18 protein-coding genes and 1 pseudogene are annotated in these 16,738 nt (G+C 69.5%); 10 read left to right on the forward strand and 9 right to left on the reverse strand.

The annotated features are described in order from the left end of the window. Positions 1–30 precede the first annotated feature (30 nt). The 5 genes from I4Q42_RS08280 to I4Q42_RS08300 all read left to right on the forward strand — a co-directional run bounded on the left by I4Q42_RS08280 (position 31) and on the right by I4Q42_RS08300 (position 4,208). Positions 31–783 (forward strand): helix-turn-helix transcriptional regulator, encoded by a 753-nt coding sequence (locus tag I4Q42_RS08280; protein ID WP_198575597.1) that lies wholly within the window; start codon positions 31–33, stop codon positions 781–783. Between the two features lie 166 nt (positions 784–949). Beyond that, complete coding sequence (locus tag I4Q42_RS08285; protein ID WP_198575598.1) at positions 950–1,597, forward strand: hypothetical protein; 648 nt, start codon at positions 950–952, stop codon at positions 1,595–1,597. Between the two features lie 27 nt (positions 1,598–1,624). Continuing rightward, positions 1,625–1,930, forward strand: coding sequence for a hypothetical protein (locus tag I4Q42_RS08290; RefSeq protein WP_198575599.1), 306 nt, complete (start codon positions 1,625–1,627; stop codon positions 1,928–1,930). A 188-nt stretch (positions 1,931–2,118) separates the two neighbouring features. Then, entirely contained in the window at positions 2,119–2,889 is a 771-nt protein-coding gene (locus I4Q42_RS08295) for a response regulator (protein ID WP_232792973.1), read from the forward strand. Continuing rightward, a complete protein-coding gene (locus tag I4Q42_RS08300) occupies positions 2,886–4,208 on the forward strand; it encodes an ATP-binding protein (protein ID WP_198575600.1) in 1,323 nt (440 codons plus the stop codon). The genes I4Q42_RS08295 and I4Q42_RS08300 overlap by 4 nt, the downstream gene beginning before the upstream one ends. Before the next feature lie 7 nt (positions 4,209–4,215). Here the strand turns inward: I4Q42_RS08300 and I4Q42_RS25935 are convergent. Beyond that, positions 4,216–4,305: pseudogene (locus I4Q42_RS25935) on the reverse strand (hypothetical protein); the annotation flags it as partial. 897 nt (positions 4,306–5,202) lie between these two features. Between I4Q42_RS25935 and I4Q42_RS08305 the strand changes: the two are divergent. From I4Q42_RS08305 to I4Q42_RS08315, 3 genes are all read left to right on the forward strand, one after another. Beyond that, positions 5,203–5,898, forward strand: a complete 696-nt coding sequence (locus tag I4Q42_RS08305) for a carbonic anhydrase (RefSeq protein ID WP_198575601.1) — start codon at positions 5,203–5,205, stop codon at positions 5,896–5,898. Next, on the forward strand, positions 5,895–7,445 hold the full coding sequence (locus tag I4Q42_RS08310; RefSeq protein ID WP_198575602.1) for a SulP family inorganic anion transporter: 1,551 nt from the start codon (positions 5,895–5,897) through the stop codon (positions 7,443–7,445). Before I4Q42_RS08305 ends, I4Q42_RS08310 begins: the two co-directional genes overlap by 4 nt. A 76-nt stretch (positions 7,446–7,521) precedes the next feature. Further along, positions 7,522–7,911 carry a MucR family transcriptional regulator gene (locus tag I4Q42_RS08315; RefSeq protein WP_198575603.1) on the forward strand — a complete coding sequence of 130 codons (390 nt, stop codon included), beginning with the start codon at positions 7,522–7,524 and terminating at the stop codon, positions 7,909–7,911. A gap of 43 nt (positions 7,912–7,954) precedes the next feature. On the opposite strand, the gene I4Q42_RS08320 is transcribed toward I4Q42_RS08315, so the two are convergent. From I4Q42_RS08320 to I4Q42_RS08330, 3 genes are read right to left on the reverse strand one after another with little or no spacing between them, the layout of a single operon-like run. Beyond that, positions 7,955–8,392: a VOC family protein gene (locus I4Q42_RS08320; protein ID WP_198575604.1), complete on the reverse strand. Its 438-nt coding sequence runs from the start codon at positions 8,390–8,392 to the stop codon at positions 7,955–7,957. 42 nt (positions 8,393–8,434) lie between these two features. After that, positions 8,435–10,234: an ABCB family ABC transporter ATP-binding protein/permease gene (locus I4Q42_RS08325; protein WP_408611060.1), complete on the reverse strand. Its 1,800-nt coding sequence runs from the start codon at positions 10,232–10,234 to the stop codon at positions 8,435–8,437. Between the two features lie 50 nt (positions 10,235–10,284). Further along, on the reverse strand, positions 10,285–11,106 hold the full coding sequence (locus I4Q42_RS08330) for a hypothetical protein (RefSeq protein ID WP_198575605.1): 822 nt from the start codon (positions 11,104–11,106) through the stop codon (positions 10,285–10,287). A gap of 106 nt (positions 11,107–11,212) precedes the next feature. On the opposite strand from I4Q42_RS08330, the gene I4Q42_RS08335 reads away from it, so the two are divergent. Both I4Q42_RS08335 and I4Q42_RS08340 read left to right on the forward strand, forming a co-directional pair. After that, a complete protein-coding gene (locus I4Q42_RS08335; protein ID WP_198575606.1) occupies positions 11,213–11,818 on the forward strand; it encodes a TIGR00730 family Rossman fold protein in 606 nt (201 codons plus the stop codon). Between the two features lie 68 nt (positions 11,819–11,886). Next, entirely contained in the window at positions 11,887–12,192 is a 306-nt protein-coding gene (locus tag I4Q42_RS08340; protein WP_198575607.1) for a CC_3452 family protein, read from the forward strand. A 78-nt stretch (positions 12,193–12,270) separates the two neighbouring features. Here the strand turns inward: I4Q42_RS08340 and I4Q42_RS08345 are convergent, their stop codons facing one another. The 5 genes from I4Q42_RS08345 to I4Q42_RS08365 form a co-directional block, all read right to left on the reverse strand. Beyond that, a complete protein-coding gene (locus I4Q42_RS08345) occupies positions 12,271–12,396 on the reverse strand; it encodes a hypothetical protein (RefSeq protein WP_198575608.1) in 126 nt (41 codons plus the stop codon). Between the two features lie 264 nt (positions 12,397–12,660). Further along, on the reverse strand, positions 12,661–13,059 hold the full coding sequence (locus I4Q42_RS08350) for a hypothetical protein (protein ID WP_198575609.1): 399 nt from the start codon (positions 13,057–13,059) through the stop codon (positions 12,661–12,663). A gap of 157 nt (positions 13,060–13,216) precedes the next feature. After that, entirely contained in the window at positions 13,217–14,362 is a 1,146-nt protein-coding gene (locus tag I4Q42_RS08355) for an acyl-CoA dehydrogenase family protein (RefSeq protein WP_198575610.1), read from the reverse strand. A 110-nt stretch (positions 14,363–14,472) separates the two neighbouring features. Next, positions 14,473–15,687, reverse strand: a complete 1,215-nt coding sequence (locus I4Q42_RS08360) for an acyl-CoA dehydrogenase family protein (RefSeq protein WP_198575611.1) — start codon at positions 15,685–15,687, stop codon at positions 14,473–14,475. A 135-nt stretch (positions 15,688–15,822) separates the two neighbouring features. Beyond that, entirely contained in the window at positions 15,823–16,713 is an 891-nt protein-coding gene (locus I4Q42_RS08365; RefSeq protein WP_198575612.1) for a nicotinate-nucleotide--dimethylbenzimidazole phosphoribosyltransferase, read from the reverse strand. Positions 16,714–16,738: the final 25 nt, after the last annotated feature.

Below are 16,738 nucleotides of genomic sequence, written 5' to 3' on the forward strand. Positions count from 1 at the left end.
TATCGGAACCGATAGGGAAAGACCGCCCGCATGACGGCGACCACCGGGGAGGATCGCGAGCGCCTGGCGCGGGTCATGGACCTGGCCTTGCGGGTCCGCGACCTCGGCGCCGAGATCGGCCTGCCCTACATCGCCGCCAGCGCCGACATTTCGAGTCCCGAGCCGATGCTCGGCCCGGATGGGCTGCCCCTGGCCGAGACCACCTTCGAATGGCTGGACGCGGGCCTACGCTACTGGCGCGACCGCTCTTTCGCCCTGCGCGCCCCGTTCATCCTCGCCGCCCGCTACGCCGCCGACCCGTTCTTCTACCACGAGGGCCGGTTTTCCAGCTGGCGGCCCCTGCCCCGGTTGGAGGCCATCGCCGTGCGCGAGGCGGCCGAGGACTTCGGCGTCGCCGCCGCCATCATCGCCCCGGCCTATCTGACGGGCGGGGTGATCGGGGCCGTGGTCTGGGCCTCGGCCAGGCCCTTGCCCGACCTGCCGGTGCTCTACGAGGCTCGCGCCGACCAGCTGCACGGCGCGGCCCTGCGCCTGGTGTCGGCCTATCGCGACGGGATCGGCGACGACGGCCCGCTGGCCCGGCTGACCAAGCGCGAGATTCAGTGCCTGAAATGGGCGGCGGCCGGCAAGACCGACGCCGACATCGGCCAGATCATCGGCATCTCGGGTCCCACCGTGCGCTTCCACGTCCAGAACGCGGCCCTGAAACTGCGCGTCGCCGGCCGCGCCCAGGCGATCCATCGCGCCACGGGCCTTGGCTACATCGGCTCCATGGCCTCCTGAGGCTTTCGGCGAACGCCGTCGCGCCAATCGGCCCCTTGCGACACGCCCCCCCCGGACACGCTTTGTCACGAACGCGATGCAAAGCCGCAAGGCGCTCTCTGCACTTTGAAACCGTTCAGAGCGCCCGCCGAACGAGGGATCGGCGAGCGCCGCTCGGGAGAAGACCATGACCAAGACCCACCTGCTGGCCCTCACCACGATTGCCGGCCTCGCACTCGCCGGCGCCGCCGTCGCCGAAACGGTGAAGCTGCCCGCCAAGCAGACCGCGCTGGGCGTCGACCATTTCCACGCCCAGACCCAGGTGCTGGACGACCCGCTCGACATCGAGACCGTCGTCAGCACCGAGCGCGGCTTCCAGACCGGCAAGGGCATGTTCCGCATGCCCTCCAACGACAACCACCTGCGCGCCGTCGTCGACAAGCGCACGGGCGCCGTCCGCTACGAAGTCCGCCAGACCCTGACCTACCAGGGCTCGCTGCGCGGCTACGGCCAGGGCGCCGTGGCCTACCAGACCAGCGCCTTCCCGGTGCAGGCTCCGGTGACCAAGATCCGCGACAACGAAGGCCAGTGCTTCCTGTTCGAGGCGCCCGAGCTGTGCCGCGAGGAGCTGTCGTTCAGCGTCAGCGAGACCGAGCTGCGCAAGTTGGCCGTCCAGCCCGCGGCCTGGGGCTTCAAGTTCAAGTCCGACAAGGGCTTCGAGCACCGCACGGCCATCACCCCGGCCGAGATCGCGGGCCTGCTGAAGGCCGTCGACGGCTACCGCGCCACCCTGCCGGCCGTCCAGGCCGAGGCCGACACCGCCGCTGGCGGCTGAGTGAAGTATCCGGAGTTGCCTAGTCCCATGAAAGTCTTTGCGTTCCTTGGCCTGGCCGCGTGCCTGGCCGCCGCTCCCGCCATGGCCGGCCCTGCCGGCCATGGCCTGACCCACACCGAAGCCGTCGCCAAGCAGAACCTCGCCAAGCGCACGGTGAAGATCCAGACCACCTGCGCCCAGTCGGCCGCCAGCGCCGCCGCCAGCCGGCAGGGCGTGGCCAAGGCCAAACCCCAGGACGGCCTGGTCCACGTGGTGTTCAACAGCGCCGCCGACGCCGCCGCCCACGAAGGCGCGGTGCGGGCCGCCGTGTCCGAAGCCTGCCGGGCCGCCTAAGGCCCGGCCACAAGACGGCCGCTCCGGCGGCCTGCCCTCGCGCGAGTTCCTCTTCCCCCGAAGTGCGCGCGAGGGCGCCCTACCTTTAAGCGAACGACGAAGGTCCGCCGACCTGCAGTGGAAACGGGTGAAGAATTGCCGCTTTCGACCTTGTCCATGGCCTCGTCGTTCCTAGATAGCCCGGACGCATGGAATCTTCAGGCCACGGAATGATCGCCCTGCAGCGCGAGATCGCTGCCGCCCCCGTCGCGCCGGTCGTGCTGATCGTCGAGGACGATCCGGCCCTGCGCACCCTCTTGATGCGCCTGCTGCGCGAAGAGGGCTTCCAGCCGCTCAGCGCCGCCCACGGCGCCGAAATGGCCCGCGTTCTCGAGACCAACAGCGTCGACATCATCCTGCTCGACGTCATGCTGCCCGGCAGCAACGGCTTTGACCTGTGCCGCAGCGTGCGCCGCGAAAGCGACGTGCCGATCGTCATGCTCAGCGCCCGCGACGACGAGACCGACCGCCTGATCGGGCTGGAGCTCGGCGCCGACGACTATATCGGCAAGCCCTTCAGCCAGAAGGAGCTGATCGCCCGCATCCGCGCCATCCTGCGCCGGGCCCAGGGCGCCACCCAGTCCAGCCAGCCGCGCGGCCACCAGCAGATGGTCTTCGCCGGCTGGAACCTCGATCCCGGCCGCCGCGAGCTGCTGTCGCCCGATGGCGCCTTCGTGGATCTGTCGGGCGCGGAGTTCGACCTGCTGCTGGCCTTCCTGTCCTCGCCCCAGCGGGTGATCGGCCGCGAGCGCCTTCTGGAGATGTCGCGCGCCCGGATCTCCGACGCTTCGGACCGCAGCATCGACGTGCTGGTCAGCCGGCTGCGCCGCAAGCTGGCCGTCAGCGGCCAGGCCGAGGCCCTGCTGCGCACCGTGCGCGGCGTCGGCTACATCTTCACGGCCGCGGTCGAGCGGCGATGAAGCCCTTGCGGCTATGGCCGCAGCGTCTGGTCGGCCAGGTCACCCTGGTCCTGATGCTGGCCGTGGCCCTGGAATTCGTCGGCAGCTCGATCCTGTTCGAGAACAGCCGCATCTACCCCAATCGCGACAACCAGGTCCGGCGCGCCGCCGAGCAACTGGTTGTCGCCGAGGCCATCCTCGAGGCCCAGCCCCAGCATGATCGCGCGGCCCGGGCCGCAGGCCTTGCGGCGCGTCCCGGCGAGATGGGCTGGACCGCCCTGCCCACCCTGGTCGATCGCGAGCGCGCCGCCGAGCGCAAGCTGAAGGACCAGTTCCGCGAGGCCGAACCGAGTCTGGCCCGCCGCGACCTGCGGATGAACGCCGAGATCGACCGCGCCCTGCCCCGTGACACCCACCTGAAGGTGGCGCTGAAGATGCGCGACGGCTCGTGGGTGTGGATGAAGACCCGCATCCGCGCCGCGCCGTGGGCCGTGGTGCTCAGCAGCTTCGGTTCGGCCTTCATCCTGGGCCTGGGCGTCATCGCCGCCGCCGCCCTGGTTCTGCGCAATCTCAGCCGTCCCCTCCGCGCCCTGGCCGAGGCCGCCGACAAGGTCGGCCAGGGCGCCCGTATCCGCGTCGCCGAGACGGGAGCCGGCGACCTCAAGCTCGTCGCCAAGGCCTTCAACGCCATGCAGGACCGCATCGCCGGCCTGTTGCAGACCCGCACCGAAGCCCTGGCCGCCGTCGGCCACGACCTGCGCACCCCCCTGGCCCGGCTGAGTCTCCGCGCCGGCTTCGTCCAGGACCCCGCCGCCCGCGAAGCCTTGGAGGCCGACGTCAACGAGATGACGGCCATGCTCGATTCGCTGCTGGCCTATCTGGGCGGCCAGGAAGACCCCGAGCCGCCGCGCCGCACCGACATCGCCGCCATCGCCATGACCTTGGTCGACGACGCCGTCGACGCCGAGCGCGACGCCGCCTATGACGGCCCCGAACACCTGCCCGTCCACGCCCGCCCCCTATCGCTGAAGCGCGCGATCAGCAACCTGGTCGAAAACGCCCTGCACTATGGCGGCCAGGCCCGGCTGTCCCTGGTTCGCGACGGCCGCACGGTGATCCTGGCCGTGGAGGACGACGGCCCCGGCATCCCCGACGCCGAACTGGCCCACGTCCTTGAACCCTTCCACCGCCTCGACAGCGCCCGCGCCCGCAACACCGCCGGCCTGGGCCTGGGCCTCACCATCGTCCAGCAGATCCTCAAGCGCGAGGGCGGCGAGCTGGTGCTCAAGAACCGCCCCGAGGGCGGATTGCGCGCCGAAGTCAGGCTGGCTGCGCTGTAACTTGCGCCCCTCTCCCAGAGGGAGAGGGAGGGGCCCGCCGCGCAGCGGTGGGAGGGTGAGGGGTTACGCCGTTGGCCGTCGTGCCGGCACGCCGTCTTCAGTCCCTAACCCCTCATCCGGCGCTTCGCGCCACCTTCTCCCTATGGGAGAAGGAAACAAGAGGTCGGAAGGGGATAGAGCACCGTCGATCCCCAGCGAACTCGCAAAAGAGCCCTTCCAAATCAACGCCCTATAACTTTCTCACCCGAACTTATCCGACGCGCCAAAACCACCCCCATACTCAAACCCATCCCAGCCATGGGGAGGGCTCTTGGTACCGGCCCAAGTTGCGGCTGTGATCGCATCGAGCGGGGCCGCTTGGGGCGTTGCGGGAAGGGCGGGTTTGCAGGATCGCTCAGAAGGCGTGATTGGGCCGTCAGCCGTTCCGTGACGCGACAAGCGGGTCGACAGGCCGGGAACGTTCAAACCGGTTCAACAGGATCAGCCGAGGCCGCGCCGGATTACCGCGGGGCTGTCGATCCTGCCCGTCCGAGGGCTAGCCGGGCCAATGGCTGAAATAGCGCCTACGCCCCCGGTCCTTCGAGCCAACGATGCGGCGGAGCGGTCTGACGAAGCCGAAACGCAAACAAACCCTACGGTCTCCGGGCTCCGCCCGGCCGCTCCGCGCCTTCCCATCAGCTTTCGTGACTTTTCACGGGAGTGCGAGAGCCCATGCCTGCGCTAACCCCCTCAGTCGCTCCGCGACAGCTCCCCCAGAGGGGGAGCATTTCGAAGAGCGCCGCGCCGACCAGATCCTCCCCCTCTGGGGGAGGTGGCCCAGAGGGCTGGAGGGGGCCGCCGCCAGGCGGTCCAGACACCCTTTGACACAAACCCGCTGCATCGCAGCAAAGGCCGCAACCCACCTTCCGTATTGCGCGGCGCCGTCCGCCGCGCCGCGCCGCGACGTCCGTTTCCCCCTTTCCCCGGACGTCGCGGCCATCGCACGGAGGTTCCCTTGGAACAGTTTCTCGAACGCGCCGCCCTCTTCCGCGGCCAGGTCTTTCCCGCCCAGAGCGCCCTCTATGAGCGCCTGGCCAGCCACGGCCAGAGCCCCAAGGCCCTGATGATCTCCTGCGCCGACAGCCGCGTCGTGCCCGAGCTGATCACCCAGGCCGCGCCCGGCGACCTCTTCGTCTGCCGCAACGCCGGCAACATCGTCCCGCCGTTCAGCCAGGCCAACGGCGGGGTCTCCTCGGCAGTCGAATACGCCGTCGTGGCGCTGGGCGTGCGCGACATCGTCGTCTGCGGCCACTCCGACTGCGGGGCCATGAAGGCCTTCTCGCATCCGGAAGCCCTGGACAAGATGCCCAACGTCGCCGCCTGGCTGCGCCACGCCCACGCCGCCCACAGCGTCGTCTGCAACGCCTATCACGGCCTCGACGAACACGGTCGCACTCGCGCCCTGTCGCTGGAAAACGTCGTCGTCCAGATCAACCACCTGCGCACCCACCCGTCGGTGGCCTCGGGCCTGGCCAAGGGCGAGCTGACCCTGCACGGCTGGTTCTTCGAGATCGAGACCGGCCAGATCCAGGCCTATAACGGCGACACCGGCCAGTTCGAGCAGGTCTTCGAAGGCGCGCCCCTCCCCGTCGCCCAGCGCCCGAGCCGCCGCATGGTCGCCGCCGACCACCTGGGCATCGCCGCAGAATGACCCGCCCCGCCGTTTCCTCCCCCAACGGCGCGAAGGCGGGTCTGACGGCGTTCCTGTCGCGTGACCTGACCGCTTCGATCGTCGTCTTCCTCGTGGCGATGCCCCTCTGCATGGGCATCGCCGTCGCCTCCGGCGTGCCGGCCGAGCGCGGCCTGATCACCGGCATCATCGGCGGCATCGTCGTCGGCGCCCTGGCCGGCTCGCCCCTGCAGGTCAGCGGCCCCGCCGCCGGCCTCGCCGTCATCGTCTTCGAGATCGTCGCCAAGCACGGCCTGTCGACCCTCGGGCCGATCCTGGTCCTGGCCGGTCTGGTCCAGCTGATCGCCGGCGCCCTCAAGATGGGCCAGTGGTTCCGCGCCATCTCTCCGGCCGTCGTCCACGGCATGCTGGCCGGCATCGGCGTGCTGATCGTCGCGGGCCAGCTGCACGTGCTGTTCGGCGACAAGCCGCGCGCCAACGGGCTTGAGAACCTCCTGGCCATCCCGGGCGCGCTCGGCGGCCTTTCGGCCTCGACCTTCGGCGGCGCGGAAGCGGCCCTGCTGGTCGGCGTCGTCACCATCGGTTCGATCCTGCTGTGGGAAAAGATCCGCCCGGCCAAGCTGAAGCTGGTTCCCGGCGCCCTGCTGGGCGTGCTGGCCGGCACCTTCGTGGCCATGGGCTTTGGCCTCGACGTCCAGAAGATCGCCGTGCCGGAATCGATCGCCGCGGCCATCGCCGTCCCCGGCCTGGGCGACTTCGCCAAGCTGATGGATCCGATGATCGTGCTGACCGCCGTGGCGGTGGCCTTCATCGCCTCGGCCGAGACCCTGCTGTCGGCGGCCGCCGTCGACCGCATGCACGATGGTCCCCGCACCAAGTACAACAAGGAGCTGTTCGCCCAGGGCGTCGGCAACATGATGTGCGGCGCGGTCGGCGCCCTGCCGATGACCGGCGTGATCGTGCGCAGCTCGGCCAACGTCCAGGCCGGCGCGGTCACCCGCCTGTCGGCGATCATGCACGGCGTCTGGATCCTGGCCTTCGTGGCCTTGCTGCCCTTCGTCCTGCGCCAGGTGCCCAGCGCCGCCCTCGCCGGCGTTCTGGTGGTCACCGGCTGGAAGCTGGTCAGCCTCGACCACGTGCGTCACCTGTTTGCCCGCTACGGCCTGCTGCCGGCGCTGATCTGGGCCGCGACCTTCGTCATGGTCGTCGCCACTGATCTGCTCACCGGCGTTCTGGTCGGCATGGCCCTGACCATCGTCGAGCTGCTGCCGAACCTGAAGCGCATGCGCCTCAAGGTCGCCCAGCGCGACCTCGGCGACCAGGACCAGGAGATCCGCCTGGAAGGCGCGGCGACCTTCGTGCAGCTGCCGAAGATCACCAAGGCCCTCGACGCGGCTCCGGACGGCGGCGTCGTCCGCCTCGACACCCGGGCGCTGACCTGCCTCGACCACACCTGCACCGAGGTGCTCAGCGAGTGGGTCAAGAGCAAGGAACGCACCGGATCGAAGGTCGAACTGCCGGCCGCCTGCGTGTTCGGCGAACGCCTGCGCCCCGTCGGCGCCCACTGACACTGCCCCGCCCCCGGGGACGCCGCGAGGCGTCCCCGGGTTCTTTTTTGAACGGAAGACCCCAGAGACACGACCGATGAACAAGGCCCAGGAACGCGCCGCCGACATGGCGGCTCAAGTGCTTTGCGCTTACCTGAACCACAACGCCGTCTCGGCCGACGACCTGCCGGACCTCGCGGCCCGCACCTATGCGGCGCTGGAGGCCGTGCTCTCGACGCCCGCCGCGCCGGTCGAGCGCCCCAGCCCCGAGGCGATCGCCGCCAGCGTCAGCGACGACGCCATCGTCAGCTTCGAGAACGGCCGGCGGTACCGCTCGCTGAAGCGCCACCTCAACAGCCTGGGGCTCTCGGAAGAGGAATATCGCGCCAAGTGGGGCCTGCCCGAAGACTATCCGCTGATCGCCGCCAGCTTCTCGGACCTGCGCTCCACCGCCGCCCGCGCCGCCCGGTTCGGCGCGCGGGGCTGACCCAGTGAAAAAGGCCCGCCGATCTGGCGGGCCTTTTTCGCGTCTACCAGGCGCCGGTGTTGGGCATCGAGGCCCAGGGCTCGGCGGGCGGCAGGCTGCCGTCCTGCAGCAGCTCCACCGAGATGCCGTCGGGCGAGCGGACGAAGGCCATGTGACCGTCGCGCGGCGGACGGTTGATGACCACGCCCAGGTCGGCCAGCCGCTGGCAGGTCTCGTAGATGTCGTCGACCCGGTAGGCCAGGTGACCGAAGTTGCGGCCGCCCTGATAGTCTTCCGGGTCCCAGTTGAAGGTCAGCTCGACCAGCGGCGCCTTGCGCTCCCTGGCCAGTTCCACGTCCTCCGGCGCGGCGAGGAAGACCAGGGTGAACCGGCCCTTGTCGTTCTCCATCCGGTACATTTCCTGAAGGCCCAGGCCTTCGCAGTAGAAGCGCAGCGAGGCGTCGAGATCCCTCACGCGGACCATGGTGTGCAGATAGCGCAAGGGGGCCTCCTGGTGTTGCGAAGCGCCGATATAGCCGATCGACTAAGCCGTCGCGACCTTGCCGCGCGTCTGGCGACGCCACAGGGCCGCGTACTCGCCGTCCGCCGCCAGCAGGGCCGCGTGCGGACCGCGCTCGACCACCTTGCCCCGGCGCAGGACGATGATCTCGTCGGCGTCGGCGATGGTCGACAGCCGGTGGGCCACGACCAGGGTCGTGCGCCCTTCCCGGGCCTTGCGCAGCGTCGCCTGGATCGCCGCCTCGGTGCGGCTGTCCAGGGCGCTGGTGGCCTCGTCGAGGATCAGCACGCGCGGATCGGCCAGCAGCGCCCGGGCGATGCCCACCCGCTGGCGCTCGCCGCCCGACAGCTTCAGGCCCCGCTCGCCGACCTTGGTGGCCATGCCTTCCGGCAGATTGCCGATGAAGTCGCCAAGTTCCGCCCACCGCGCGGCGCCCCAGACCTCGTCCTCGGTCGCATCGGGACGACCGAAGGCGATGTTGGCCGCGATCGTGTCGTTGAACAGAGCCACGTCCTGCGGCACCAGCGCCACCGCCCGCCGCAGCGAGGCCTGGGTCAGGGCCTTCAGGTCATGGCCGTCCAGCGTCACCCGGCCGGCCTGCGGGTCGATCATCCGCAGGGCCAGGCGCACCAGCGTGGTCTTGCCGGCGCCCGACGGGCCGACGATGGCCACGGTCTGGCCGGGCTGGGCCGCGAAACTTACCTCCGCCAGGCCGTCCGAACGCGCGCCGTGACGGAACGAGACGCCTTCGAAGGTCACCGCCCCGCCGCGCCGGTCGCCGGTCGGGGGCAGGTCGAGGGCGTCGGGCGCATCGACCACGTCGCCGCTGTGCTGGCGCAGCTCCATCATCGATTCCATGTCGATGAACGACTGGCGGATCTCGCGATAGGCAAAGCCCAGGAAGTTCAGCGGCTGGTACAGATTGACCAGGATCAGCACCACGGCGGTGATGTCGCCAGGCCCGATGCGGCCGGCAGCGGCCTCCGAGCCGGCCAGCACGGCCATCACCGCCAGGCCCAGGCTCATGATCAGCGACTGGACGACGTTGAGCAGCGACAGCGAGTTGGTCGCCTTGATCTGCGCTGCGCCATAGGTCGTCAGGGCCTGCTCATAGGCGCCGACGGCCCGAGCCTCGGCCCCGAAGGTCTTGACGGTCTCGTAGTTCAGCAGGGCGTCGACGGCGCGGCCGGCGGCTTCCGCGTCGGCCTCGTTCAGCTCGCGGCGATGGCCGATCCGCCAGTTGGAGATCGAGAAGGTCAGCACGCCGTAGATCACGACGGTGACGATCGCCGTCGCCGCGAACCGCCAGTCATAGGCCCGGGCCAGCACGGCGGCCGCCAGAACCAGCTCGACCAGGGTCGGGGCGATGTTGAACACCAGGCCCCGGATCAGGAAGTCCATGGCCCGCGCCCCGCGGTCGATGGTCCGCGACAGAGCGCCCGTACGTTTCGTCTGGTGGAAGTCGATCGACAGCGACAGGGCGTGGGCGAAGGTCTCGGTCGCCGCCCGGTTCTGGGCGGCCTGGGCGACGGGCGTGAACACCGCGTCACGGGCCTGGGGCGCAGCGGCGGCGATGAAGCGCACGCCGGCCCAGCCGAGCGCCAAGGCGCCGAACGACAAGGTCACCTGCGTCGCCGCGCCCTGTCCGGCGGTCAGCCGGTTGACGGCCGCGCCCAGCAGCAGCGGCGCGGCTACACCCAGGGCCTTGCCGACGAAGGTCAGGGTCAGGGCGGCGATCAGGCGCCAGGTCAGGCCCGGGGCCTTGGAGCGCAGGACCAGGCGCAGGAGCTCGGCCAGGGCGGCCCAGCCGGATACCGGCTTCACGGGCTCCGGCGCGGTCCGGGCCTGGTCGCGGCCCGCCGATGAGAAACCCCTCACGAGGCCGCTCCGGGCGCGAACAGCATCGTGGTCTGCAGGCCGCCCCCCGGCGTCATCCAGTCGGCTCGCCAGCCGCCCTCGAAAGGCGCGGCGCGCAAGGGGCCGGCGGTCAGGGCCGGCGGCGGCGACACGTCCAGGCGCACGAGATGCTCGCCGCCCTCCCCCGCCACCTGCACGGTGTGCGAGCCCGCGCCCAGCGGCTGGGTCAGCGACAGGCTGAAGCGTCCCTGGGCGTCGACCTTGCCCTCGGCCTGGGTGGCGCGATCGACACGGACGCCGAAGCCGGCGCCGGGCCGGCCGACGCCGGAAATCACCGCGCCGCCCTCGCGGTCATAGTCGATGGCCAGGACGCGCGGAGAATCGGACGGTCCCGACAGCGGCTCCGAACCGCCTCCGGCCCGCAGCAGGGCGACCGAGCCTTCGGGGGCGACGAACAGGTAGCCCTCGGCCTGGACGGTGCGTCCCTCGCGGGTCATCGACAGGCCAAACAGCCGAGGCTCTGCCGCGCCGGGCACGACGACGCGCCACAGGCCCGCGGCGTCAGCCTCGACGCTGACCGCCTGGCCGGTGGGCGAGCCCAAGCGAACGGAAGCGCCGGGAGCAGCCGAGCCGGACAGGGCCAGGCCGCCGGCCTGGATCGCGGCGGTGACCACCTTGGGCGCCGCCAGATAGGCCGCTTCCGGGTCGCGCGCCGGTTGGGCCGCCGGCGCTTCCTGGCCCCAATTGCGCCGGCCGGCGTCGCCGCAGCCGGCCAGGGTCGCAACGACGGCCAGGGCCAGGGGCCATGCCTTGAAACCAGCCTCGCGAATCCCGATCATGCGCCTTCCAAATCCTGGCGCCGATCGCTACGACCGACGCCTGAAACACGATGGCGCGCCGTTCCCGACGGGAGCCGCGCCTTTTCTTTTGCTGGAGTGGACGACGATGCCCGACCTGTCTAGCCGCCTGGGATCGGTCTGCGTCTATTGCGGCTCTTCCAACGCGGCCGATCCGAGCTATCTGCAGGCCGCCTACGACATCGGCGGCGACTTCGCGCGGGCCGGGCTGAAGCTGGTCTATGGCGGCGGCGGCGTCGGCCTGATGGGCGCGGCCGCCCGTGGCGCGCACGAGGCCGGGGGCAAGGTGCTGGGCATCATCCCGGAATTCCTGCGCGGCCGCGAGCAGCCCTTCGACGACGTCGAGACGGTGATCGTTACCTCGATGCACGAACGCAAGATGCTGATGTTCGAGCGCTCGGACGCCTTCGTCGTGCTGCCCGGCGGCATCGGCACCCTGGAGGAGATCATCGAGCTGCTGTCCTGGCGGCGCCTGGACCTGCACCGCAAGCCGATCGTCTTCCACAACCCGGAAGGCTTCTGGGACCCGCTGTTCGCCCTGCTTCACCACACGATCGAGCGCGGCCTGACGCCTCCGGCTCTGGCCAACGCCTGGGTGTCGGTCGTCGACGCCGCCGACGTCACGCCGGCCTTGCTGGCCTGGGGGTTGGACGTCGATCGCGACCACGAGATCGACGTTCGCCGGTTGACTTAGTTTTCAATCACAACGAACAATGTGATCAGCGTCCACCTACAACTAGGACGCGGGGATAGGAGATGTCCATGCGTATGCTTCTGCTCGGCGGTTTCGCCGCAGCTTCGCTTGTCGGCGCGGCCCAGGCCGCGACTTCGGAAGGCGCCATGCTCGTGCTGAAGGCGCCGCCGGCCAAGGCCGAGGTCATTCAGGACGGCGCCATGTGGCGCTGCACCGGCACGGTCTGCAAGGCGCCGGCGGTCAAGGCCATGCCGGCCGGCCGCAGCTGCCGCAAGATCGTCGCCGAACTGGGGGCCGTGTCGGCCTTCACCTGGCGCGGCGAGGCGCTCGACGCCGCCGGCATCGACGACTGCAACACGGCCGCCAAGCCGTAAGCGTCTTCGACACCGTCGAATTTCACGCCATCCCGGTTCGGCCGGGATGGCGTTTTTCTTGGGATGACGCTGTAAGCGCTACTTCCTGTCCGAGGTCTTGGAGGGCCGCTGGGGCGGCTTGGAGGTTCCGGACCGGGGCCCGACCAGCATCCCGCCCATCAGGGCGAAGGACAGCATGGCGTGGTTCATCTTCGTCACATTCATGGCGGCGTCTCCTTGACCAGCCCGGAGCACCGGAGGGCGCTCCACTTGTTACGGGACCGGTCGGCAGACCGGCCCAGCCAGAAAGAGACGCGCGCGGCTTACAGGGGCTCGCACCCTCCTAGTCGTCAGCGCGTCACGGGCGAGCATGCGCCAGAGCTCGCCCATGACAAGCAAAATATTCCGGGTTCGGATGATATCCGTATGCGGAAAAGCAGCGGGCGGGCCCCTTATCCATGCCTGCGAATATTATCCGCCGACGAATGATTAGTGCAAAGTCGCGCCTTCTCGGTCGGCCATTTCGTGGGTGACGGCTTGGCTCACGGCGTCCGGCTTGCCGGCGGCGGCGATGATGTTGGCCGCGGCCCGCAGCATGACCGGTTCGATGCGGTCGGCCTCGCAGCCGACTAGTTCGGCGGCCAGTTCCGGCAGGTCGGCGCACAGGCGCAACTGGCCCGCGATCCGTTGCAGGGCGTAGTTTTCCTCGAGGCCCGGGTCGTTGGCGACCACGCCGACCAGCAGCGACAGGGCGGTTTCCAGCTTGTCGGCGCGCGCCTTGGCCTCGCGGGCCTGGTCGAGCAGCAGGCGGGCGCTGGAGTCCATGGCCTCCAGCGTGTCGGCCAGCTTTTCCGGGGAGAGACCTTGAAGGGCTTCGGGGCGGAGCATCACATTCACCGTGCAGTCAATCGGGTGTTCTGCTGCGTTGAACGGTCGCACCCTGCCCGACGGGGCGGTGAAAATGGCGGCTTCAGCAAAAAGGCCGCCCGCGTCGGCATGACGCAGGCGGTCTCCTCGGGAAAACCGCGTCGTGCCGTAGGTGGCGTCAGGCCGCCGCGCCGAACGACAGGCCTTCATAGCGGCGCAGGTGATGGTCGACCGAGCCGAACAGCCCCTCGATGATCGTGCCGCGCTTGAAGTAGTGGCCTATGGCCAGCTCGTCGGTCATGCCCATGCCGCCATGGATCTGGATGGCGTTCTGGCCGACGAACTTGAGGGCCCGGCCGATGCGAACCTTGGCGGCCGAGACGGCCTTGGCGCGCTCGGCGTCGCTCTCGTCGAGCTTGATGGTGGCCATGTAGGTCATCGACACCGACTGCTCGAGCTCGATGAACATGTCGACCATGCGGTGCTGCAGCACCTGGAAGTCGGCGATGGCGCGGCCGAACTGCTTGCGTTGCTTGGCGTAGTCCAGCGTGCCCTCGTGCAGCTTGCGCAGCACGCCCACGCCCTCGGCCAGGCTGGCGGCGGTGGCCTCGTCGATCACCTTCTCAACCAGCGGCAGGCCGCCGCCTTCATGGCCGATCAGGGCGTCGGCGGGAATCGAAACGTTCTCGAAATAGACTTCCGAGGCGCGGCCGCCATCGACGGTCGGGTAGTCGCGGGTTACGACGCCCGGCAGGCTCTTGTCGATCAGGAACACCGACACGCCCGAGGCCTCGCGCTGGCTTCCGCCGGTGCGGGCGGTGACGATCAGGTGGCTGGCGAACGGCGCGCCGACCACCACGGCCTTGTGGCCGTTCAGGACCCAGCCCGAACCGTCCTTCTTGGCGGTCGTCTTCAGGTCGCTCCAGGTGTAGCGGCCCTGCGGCTCGGCATAGGCAAAGGCGATGGTCGTGGTTCCGGCCACGATTCCTTCGATTACCGTGGCGGCATTGGCGTGGCCGGAGTGCTTGAGGAAGCCGCCGCCGATCACGACCGTGCCCAGATAGGGCTCGATGACCAGCGCTTTGCCGAACTCTTCCATGATGATCATGTTGTCGATCGCGCCACCGCCCAGGCCGCCCAGCTCTTCGCTGAACGAAGCGCCCAGGATGCCCAGCTCCTCGGCGAAGGCCTGCCAGTAGTCGGCGCGCCAGCCGCTGTCGGAACCGACGATCTTGCGACGGGTCTCGAAGTCATACTTGTCCTGCAGGAAGCTCGCGACCGTGTCGCGGACCATCGACTGCTCTTCGGTGAAGTTGAAATCCATCCCTGAAGTCCCTTGTTCTTAAAGCTCCGAGGCCGCGTTCCGCCGGGCCTGCCAGGAGCGTCGTTGATCGAATTGCGAAGCCCCTCCCCGTTTCCGGGGAGGGAAAGACATCAGAGCCCGAGCACCATCTTGGCGATGATGTTGCGCTGAATCTCGTTGGAGCCGCCATAGATCGAGGTCTTGCGGACGTTGAAATAGGTCGGGGCGGCGCGGTGGGCGAAGTCGGGGCCGATCGGATGGGCGTTGTCGCCGTCCTTCGGGAAGCCGCGGAAGTAAGGCGCGCCATAATGGCCGGCGGCCTCCAGGGCCAGTTCGGTGATCCGTTGCTGGATTTCCGTACCCTTGATCTTGAGCACGCTGGATTCCGGACCCGGACCCTTGCCCGCGGCCTCGCCGGCCAGGGTGCGCAGTTCGGTATATTCCAGCGCCGTCAGGTCGATCTCCAGTTCGGCGATCTTGCGCTTGAACATCGGGTCCTGGATCAGGGCGTCGCCGTCGTCCGACAGCTCGATCGAGGCGATCTGGCGGATGCGTTCGATGCCGCGCTTGGAGCGGGCGACGCCAGCGATGCCGGAGCGCTCGTGCGCCAGCAGGAACTTGGCGCAGGTCCAGCCCTTGTTCTCGTCGAAGATGCGGTTCTCAACCGGCACCTTGACGTTCTCGAGCCAGACCTCGTTGACCTCGTGCTCGCCGCCCAGGGTGATGATCGGGCGCACGGTCACGCCGGGCGACTTCATGTCGATCAGGAGGAACGAGATGCCTTCCTGGATCTTGGCGGTCGGGTCGGTGCGGACCAGGCAGAAGATCCAGTCGCCGTGCTGGGCCAGGGTGGTCCAGGTCTTCTGGCCGTTGACCAGGTAGTATTCCTTGCCGTCGTCGCCGGTGAAGCGCTCGGCCTTGGTCTTCAGGCTGGCCAGGTCGGAACCCGCGCCCGGCTCGCTGTAGCCCTGGGCCCACCAGATCTCGCCCGACAGGGTCGGCGGCAGGAAGCGCTCCTTCTGCTCGGGCGTGGCGAAGGTGTAGATCACCGGGCCGACCATGTTGATGCCGAACGGCAGGATCGGCACGCAGTCGGCGCGGGCGGTCTCTTCCGACCAGATGTAGCGCTGCACCGAGGTCCAGCCGGGGCCGCCGTACTTTTCCGGCCAGGCCGGGGCGACCCAGCCCTTCTTGGCCAGGGTGCGGTGCCAGGAGAGGAAGTCCTCCTTGGCCATCTCCTCGCCCTCTTCCTGGCGAGCGCGCAGGCCCTCCGGGTAATTCTCCGCGATGAAGGCGCGAACCTCGTCGCGGAAGGCCAGGTCTTCAGGCGAAAAGTCGAGGTTCATGGCGGGCTCCCGAACATGGCCGACTGGGGCGGCCTCTTGTTGTTTCGGGAGGATGATAGGAGCCAAACGAGCGTTTGGAAAGATGACGCTTGGGTCAACGTAAACGCGGTTTACCTATCCAGGCCGAAAAGGCGCTTACCTAACCTCGCAGGCCAGTCGCACCAGGGTGAGAGCCGAAGCGCCGCCGACGCCTTCTTCGCCCTCGATCTCCAGGGCCAGCAGCGGCGACTTGCCGAGCTTTTCCAGCAGGCGGGCATGACCTGGGCCGCCGACATGGGCGGCGACGGCGTGGGCGATCAGGTCGGGATCGATGGCGTGCAGCACGGCTGCGGCGGCGGTCGCCGCATAGCCGTCGAGCAGGACCGGGATCTTCTGGACGCGGGCCGCCAGGATCGCGCCGGCGACGGCGGCGGTCTCGCGGCCGCCCAGCTGGCGCAGGACTTCCAGAGGATCGGAAAGGTCGCCCTCGCCGCGCGCGCGTTCGACGGCGGCGGAAACGTCTTCAGCCGCATCGGTCCAGTCCGAAGCCTCGCCGCCGTACAGGGCCAGGGCGATGGCCGCGGCGTCGCGGTGGGCCTCGGCGGCGATGACGCCGGGGATCAGCAAGTCGGGCTGCTTGGCCAGGGCTTCCATGCCGAAAGCCATGGTGGCCGCGCATTCCTTTTCGCTCATCGAGGCCTTCTGGCGCGCGTCGGGCGTCGGGCGGTCGATGGCGAGATCGAAGGCCTCCAGGCCCGCGCCCTGGGCGCCGGCCAGACGGCAGACGGTCGCGCCGCCGGAGGCGACGGCTTCCAGTCGGTCGCGGGCATAGCCGCGCGGACCCACGCCTTGGCGGGCGCCGGCATAGAGGGCGATCACCGGCCGGTTCACAGACGGCGGGTTGCGGCCGGTCCAGGCCGTCAGCCAGGCCGAGATCTCGGCCAGCCGGCCGCCCTCGGCCGGCGCTACGAAGACGCCGGGCGCTGGCAGGTCGGCGGCCAGGCGGCGGATGTCGGCGAAGGGCGAAGCGGCGGTGGAAGCGGTCATGGGCGCGGACTTAAACCCGTCCGCG

The sequence above is a fragment of the Caulobacter hibisci genome (genome assembly GCF_016135805.1).
Classification (GTDB): Bacteria; Pseudomonadota; Alphaproteobacteria; order Caulobacterales; family Caulobacteraceae; genus Caulobacter; species Caulobacter hibisci.

Excerpts from the sequence above, each read along its gene's own strand:
- I4Q42_RS08280 (WP_198575597.1), top strand. The coding sequence starts at position 31 with ATGACGGCGACCACCGGGGAGGATCGCGAGCGCCTGGCGCGGGTCATG.
- I4Q42_RS08285 (WP_198575598.1), top strand. The coding sequence starts at position 950 with ATGACCAAGACCCACCTGCTGGCCCTCACCACGATTGCCGGCCTCGCA.
- I4Q42_RS08290 (WP_198575599.1), top strand. The coding sequence starts at position 1,625 with ATGAAAGTCTTTGCGTTCCTTGGCCTGGCCGCGTGCCTGGCCGCCGCT.
- I4Q42_RS08295 (WP_232792973.1), top strand. The coding sequence starts at position 2,119 with ATGGAATCTTCAGGCCACGGAATGATCGCCCTGCAGCGCGAGATCGCT.
- I4Q42_RS08300 (WP_198575600.1), top strand. The coding sequence starts at position 2,886 with ATGAAGCCCTTGCGGCTATGGCCGCAGCGTCTGGTCGGCCAGGTCACC.
- I4Q42_RS08310 (WP_198575602.1), top strand. The coding sequence starts at position 5,895 with ATGACCCGCCCCGCCGTTTCCTCCCCCAACGGCGCGAAGGCGGGTCTG.
- I4Q42_RS08315 (WP_198575603.1), top strand. The coding sequence starts at position 7,522 with ATGAACAAGGCCCAGGAACGCGCCGCCGACATGGCGGCTCAAGTGCTT.
- I4Q42_RS08330 (WP_198575605.1), bottom strand. The coding sequence starts at position 11,106 with ATGATCGGGATTCGCGAGGCTGGTTTCAAGGCATGGCCCCTGGCCCTG.
- I4Q42_RS08335 (WP_198575606.1), top strand. The coding sequence starts at position 11,213 with ATGCCCGACCTGTCTAGCCGCCTGGGATCGGTCTGCGTCTATTGCGGC.
- I4Q42_RS08340 (WP_198575607.1), top strand. The coding sequence starts at position 11,887 with ATGCGTATGCTTCTGCTCGGCGGTTTCGCCGCAGCTTCGCTTGTCGGC.
- I4Q42_RS08345 (WP_198575608.1), bottom strand. The coding sequence starts at position 12,396 with ATGAATGTGACGAAGATGAACCACGCCATGCTGTCCTTCGCCCTGATG.
- I4Q42_RS08350 (WP_198575609.1), bottom strand. The coding sequence starts at position 13,059 with ATGCTCCGCCCCGAAGCCCTTCAAGGTCTCTCCCCGGAAAAGCTGGCC.
- I4Q42_RS08355 (WP_198575610.1), bottom strand. The coding sequence starts at position 14,362 with ATGGATTTCAACTTCACCGAAGAGCAGTCGATGGTCCGCGACACGGTC.
- I4Q42_RS08360 (WP_198575611.1), bottom strand. The coding sequence starts at position 15,687 with ATGAACCTCGACTTTTCGCCTGAAGACCTGGCCTTCCGCGACGAGGTT.
- I4Q42_RS08365 (WP_198575612.1), bottom strand. The coding sequence starts at position 16,713 with ATGACCGCTTCCACCGCCGCTTCGCCCTTCGCCGACATCCGCCGCCTG.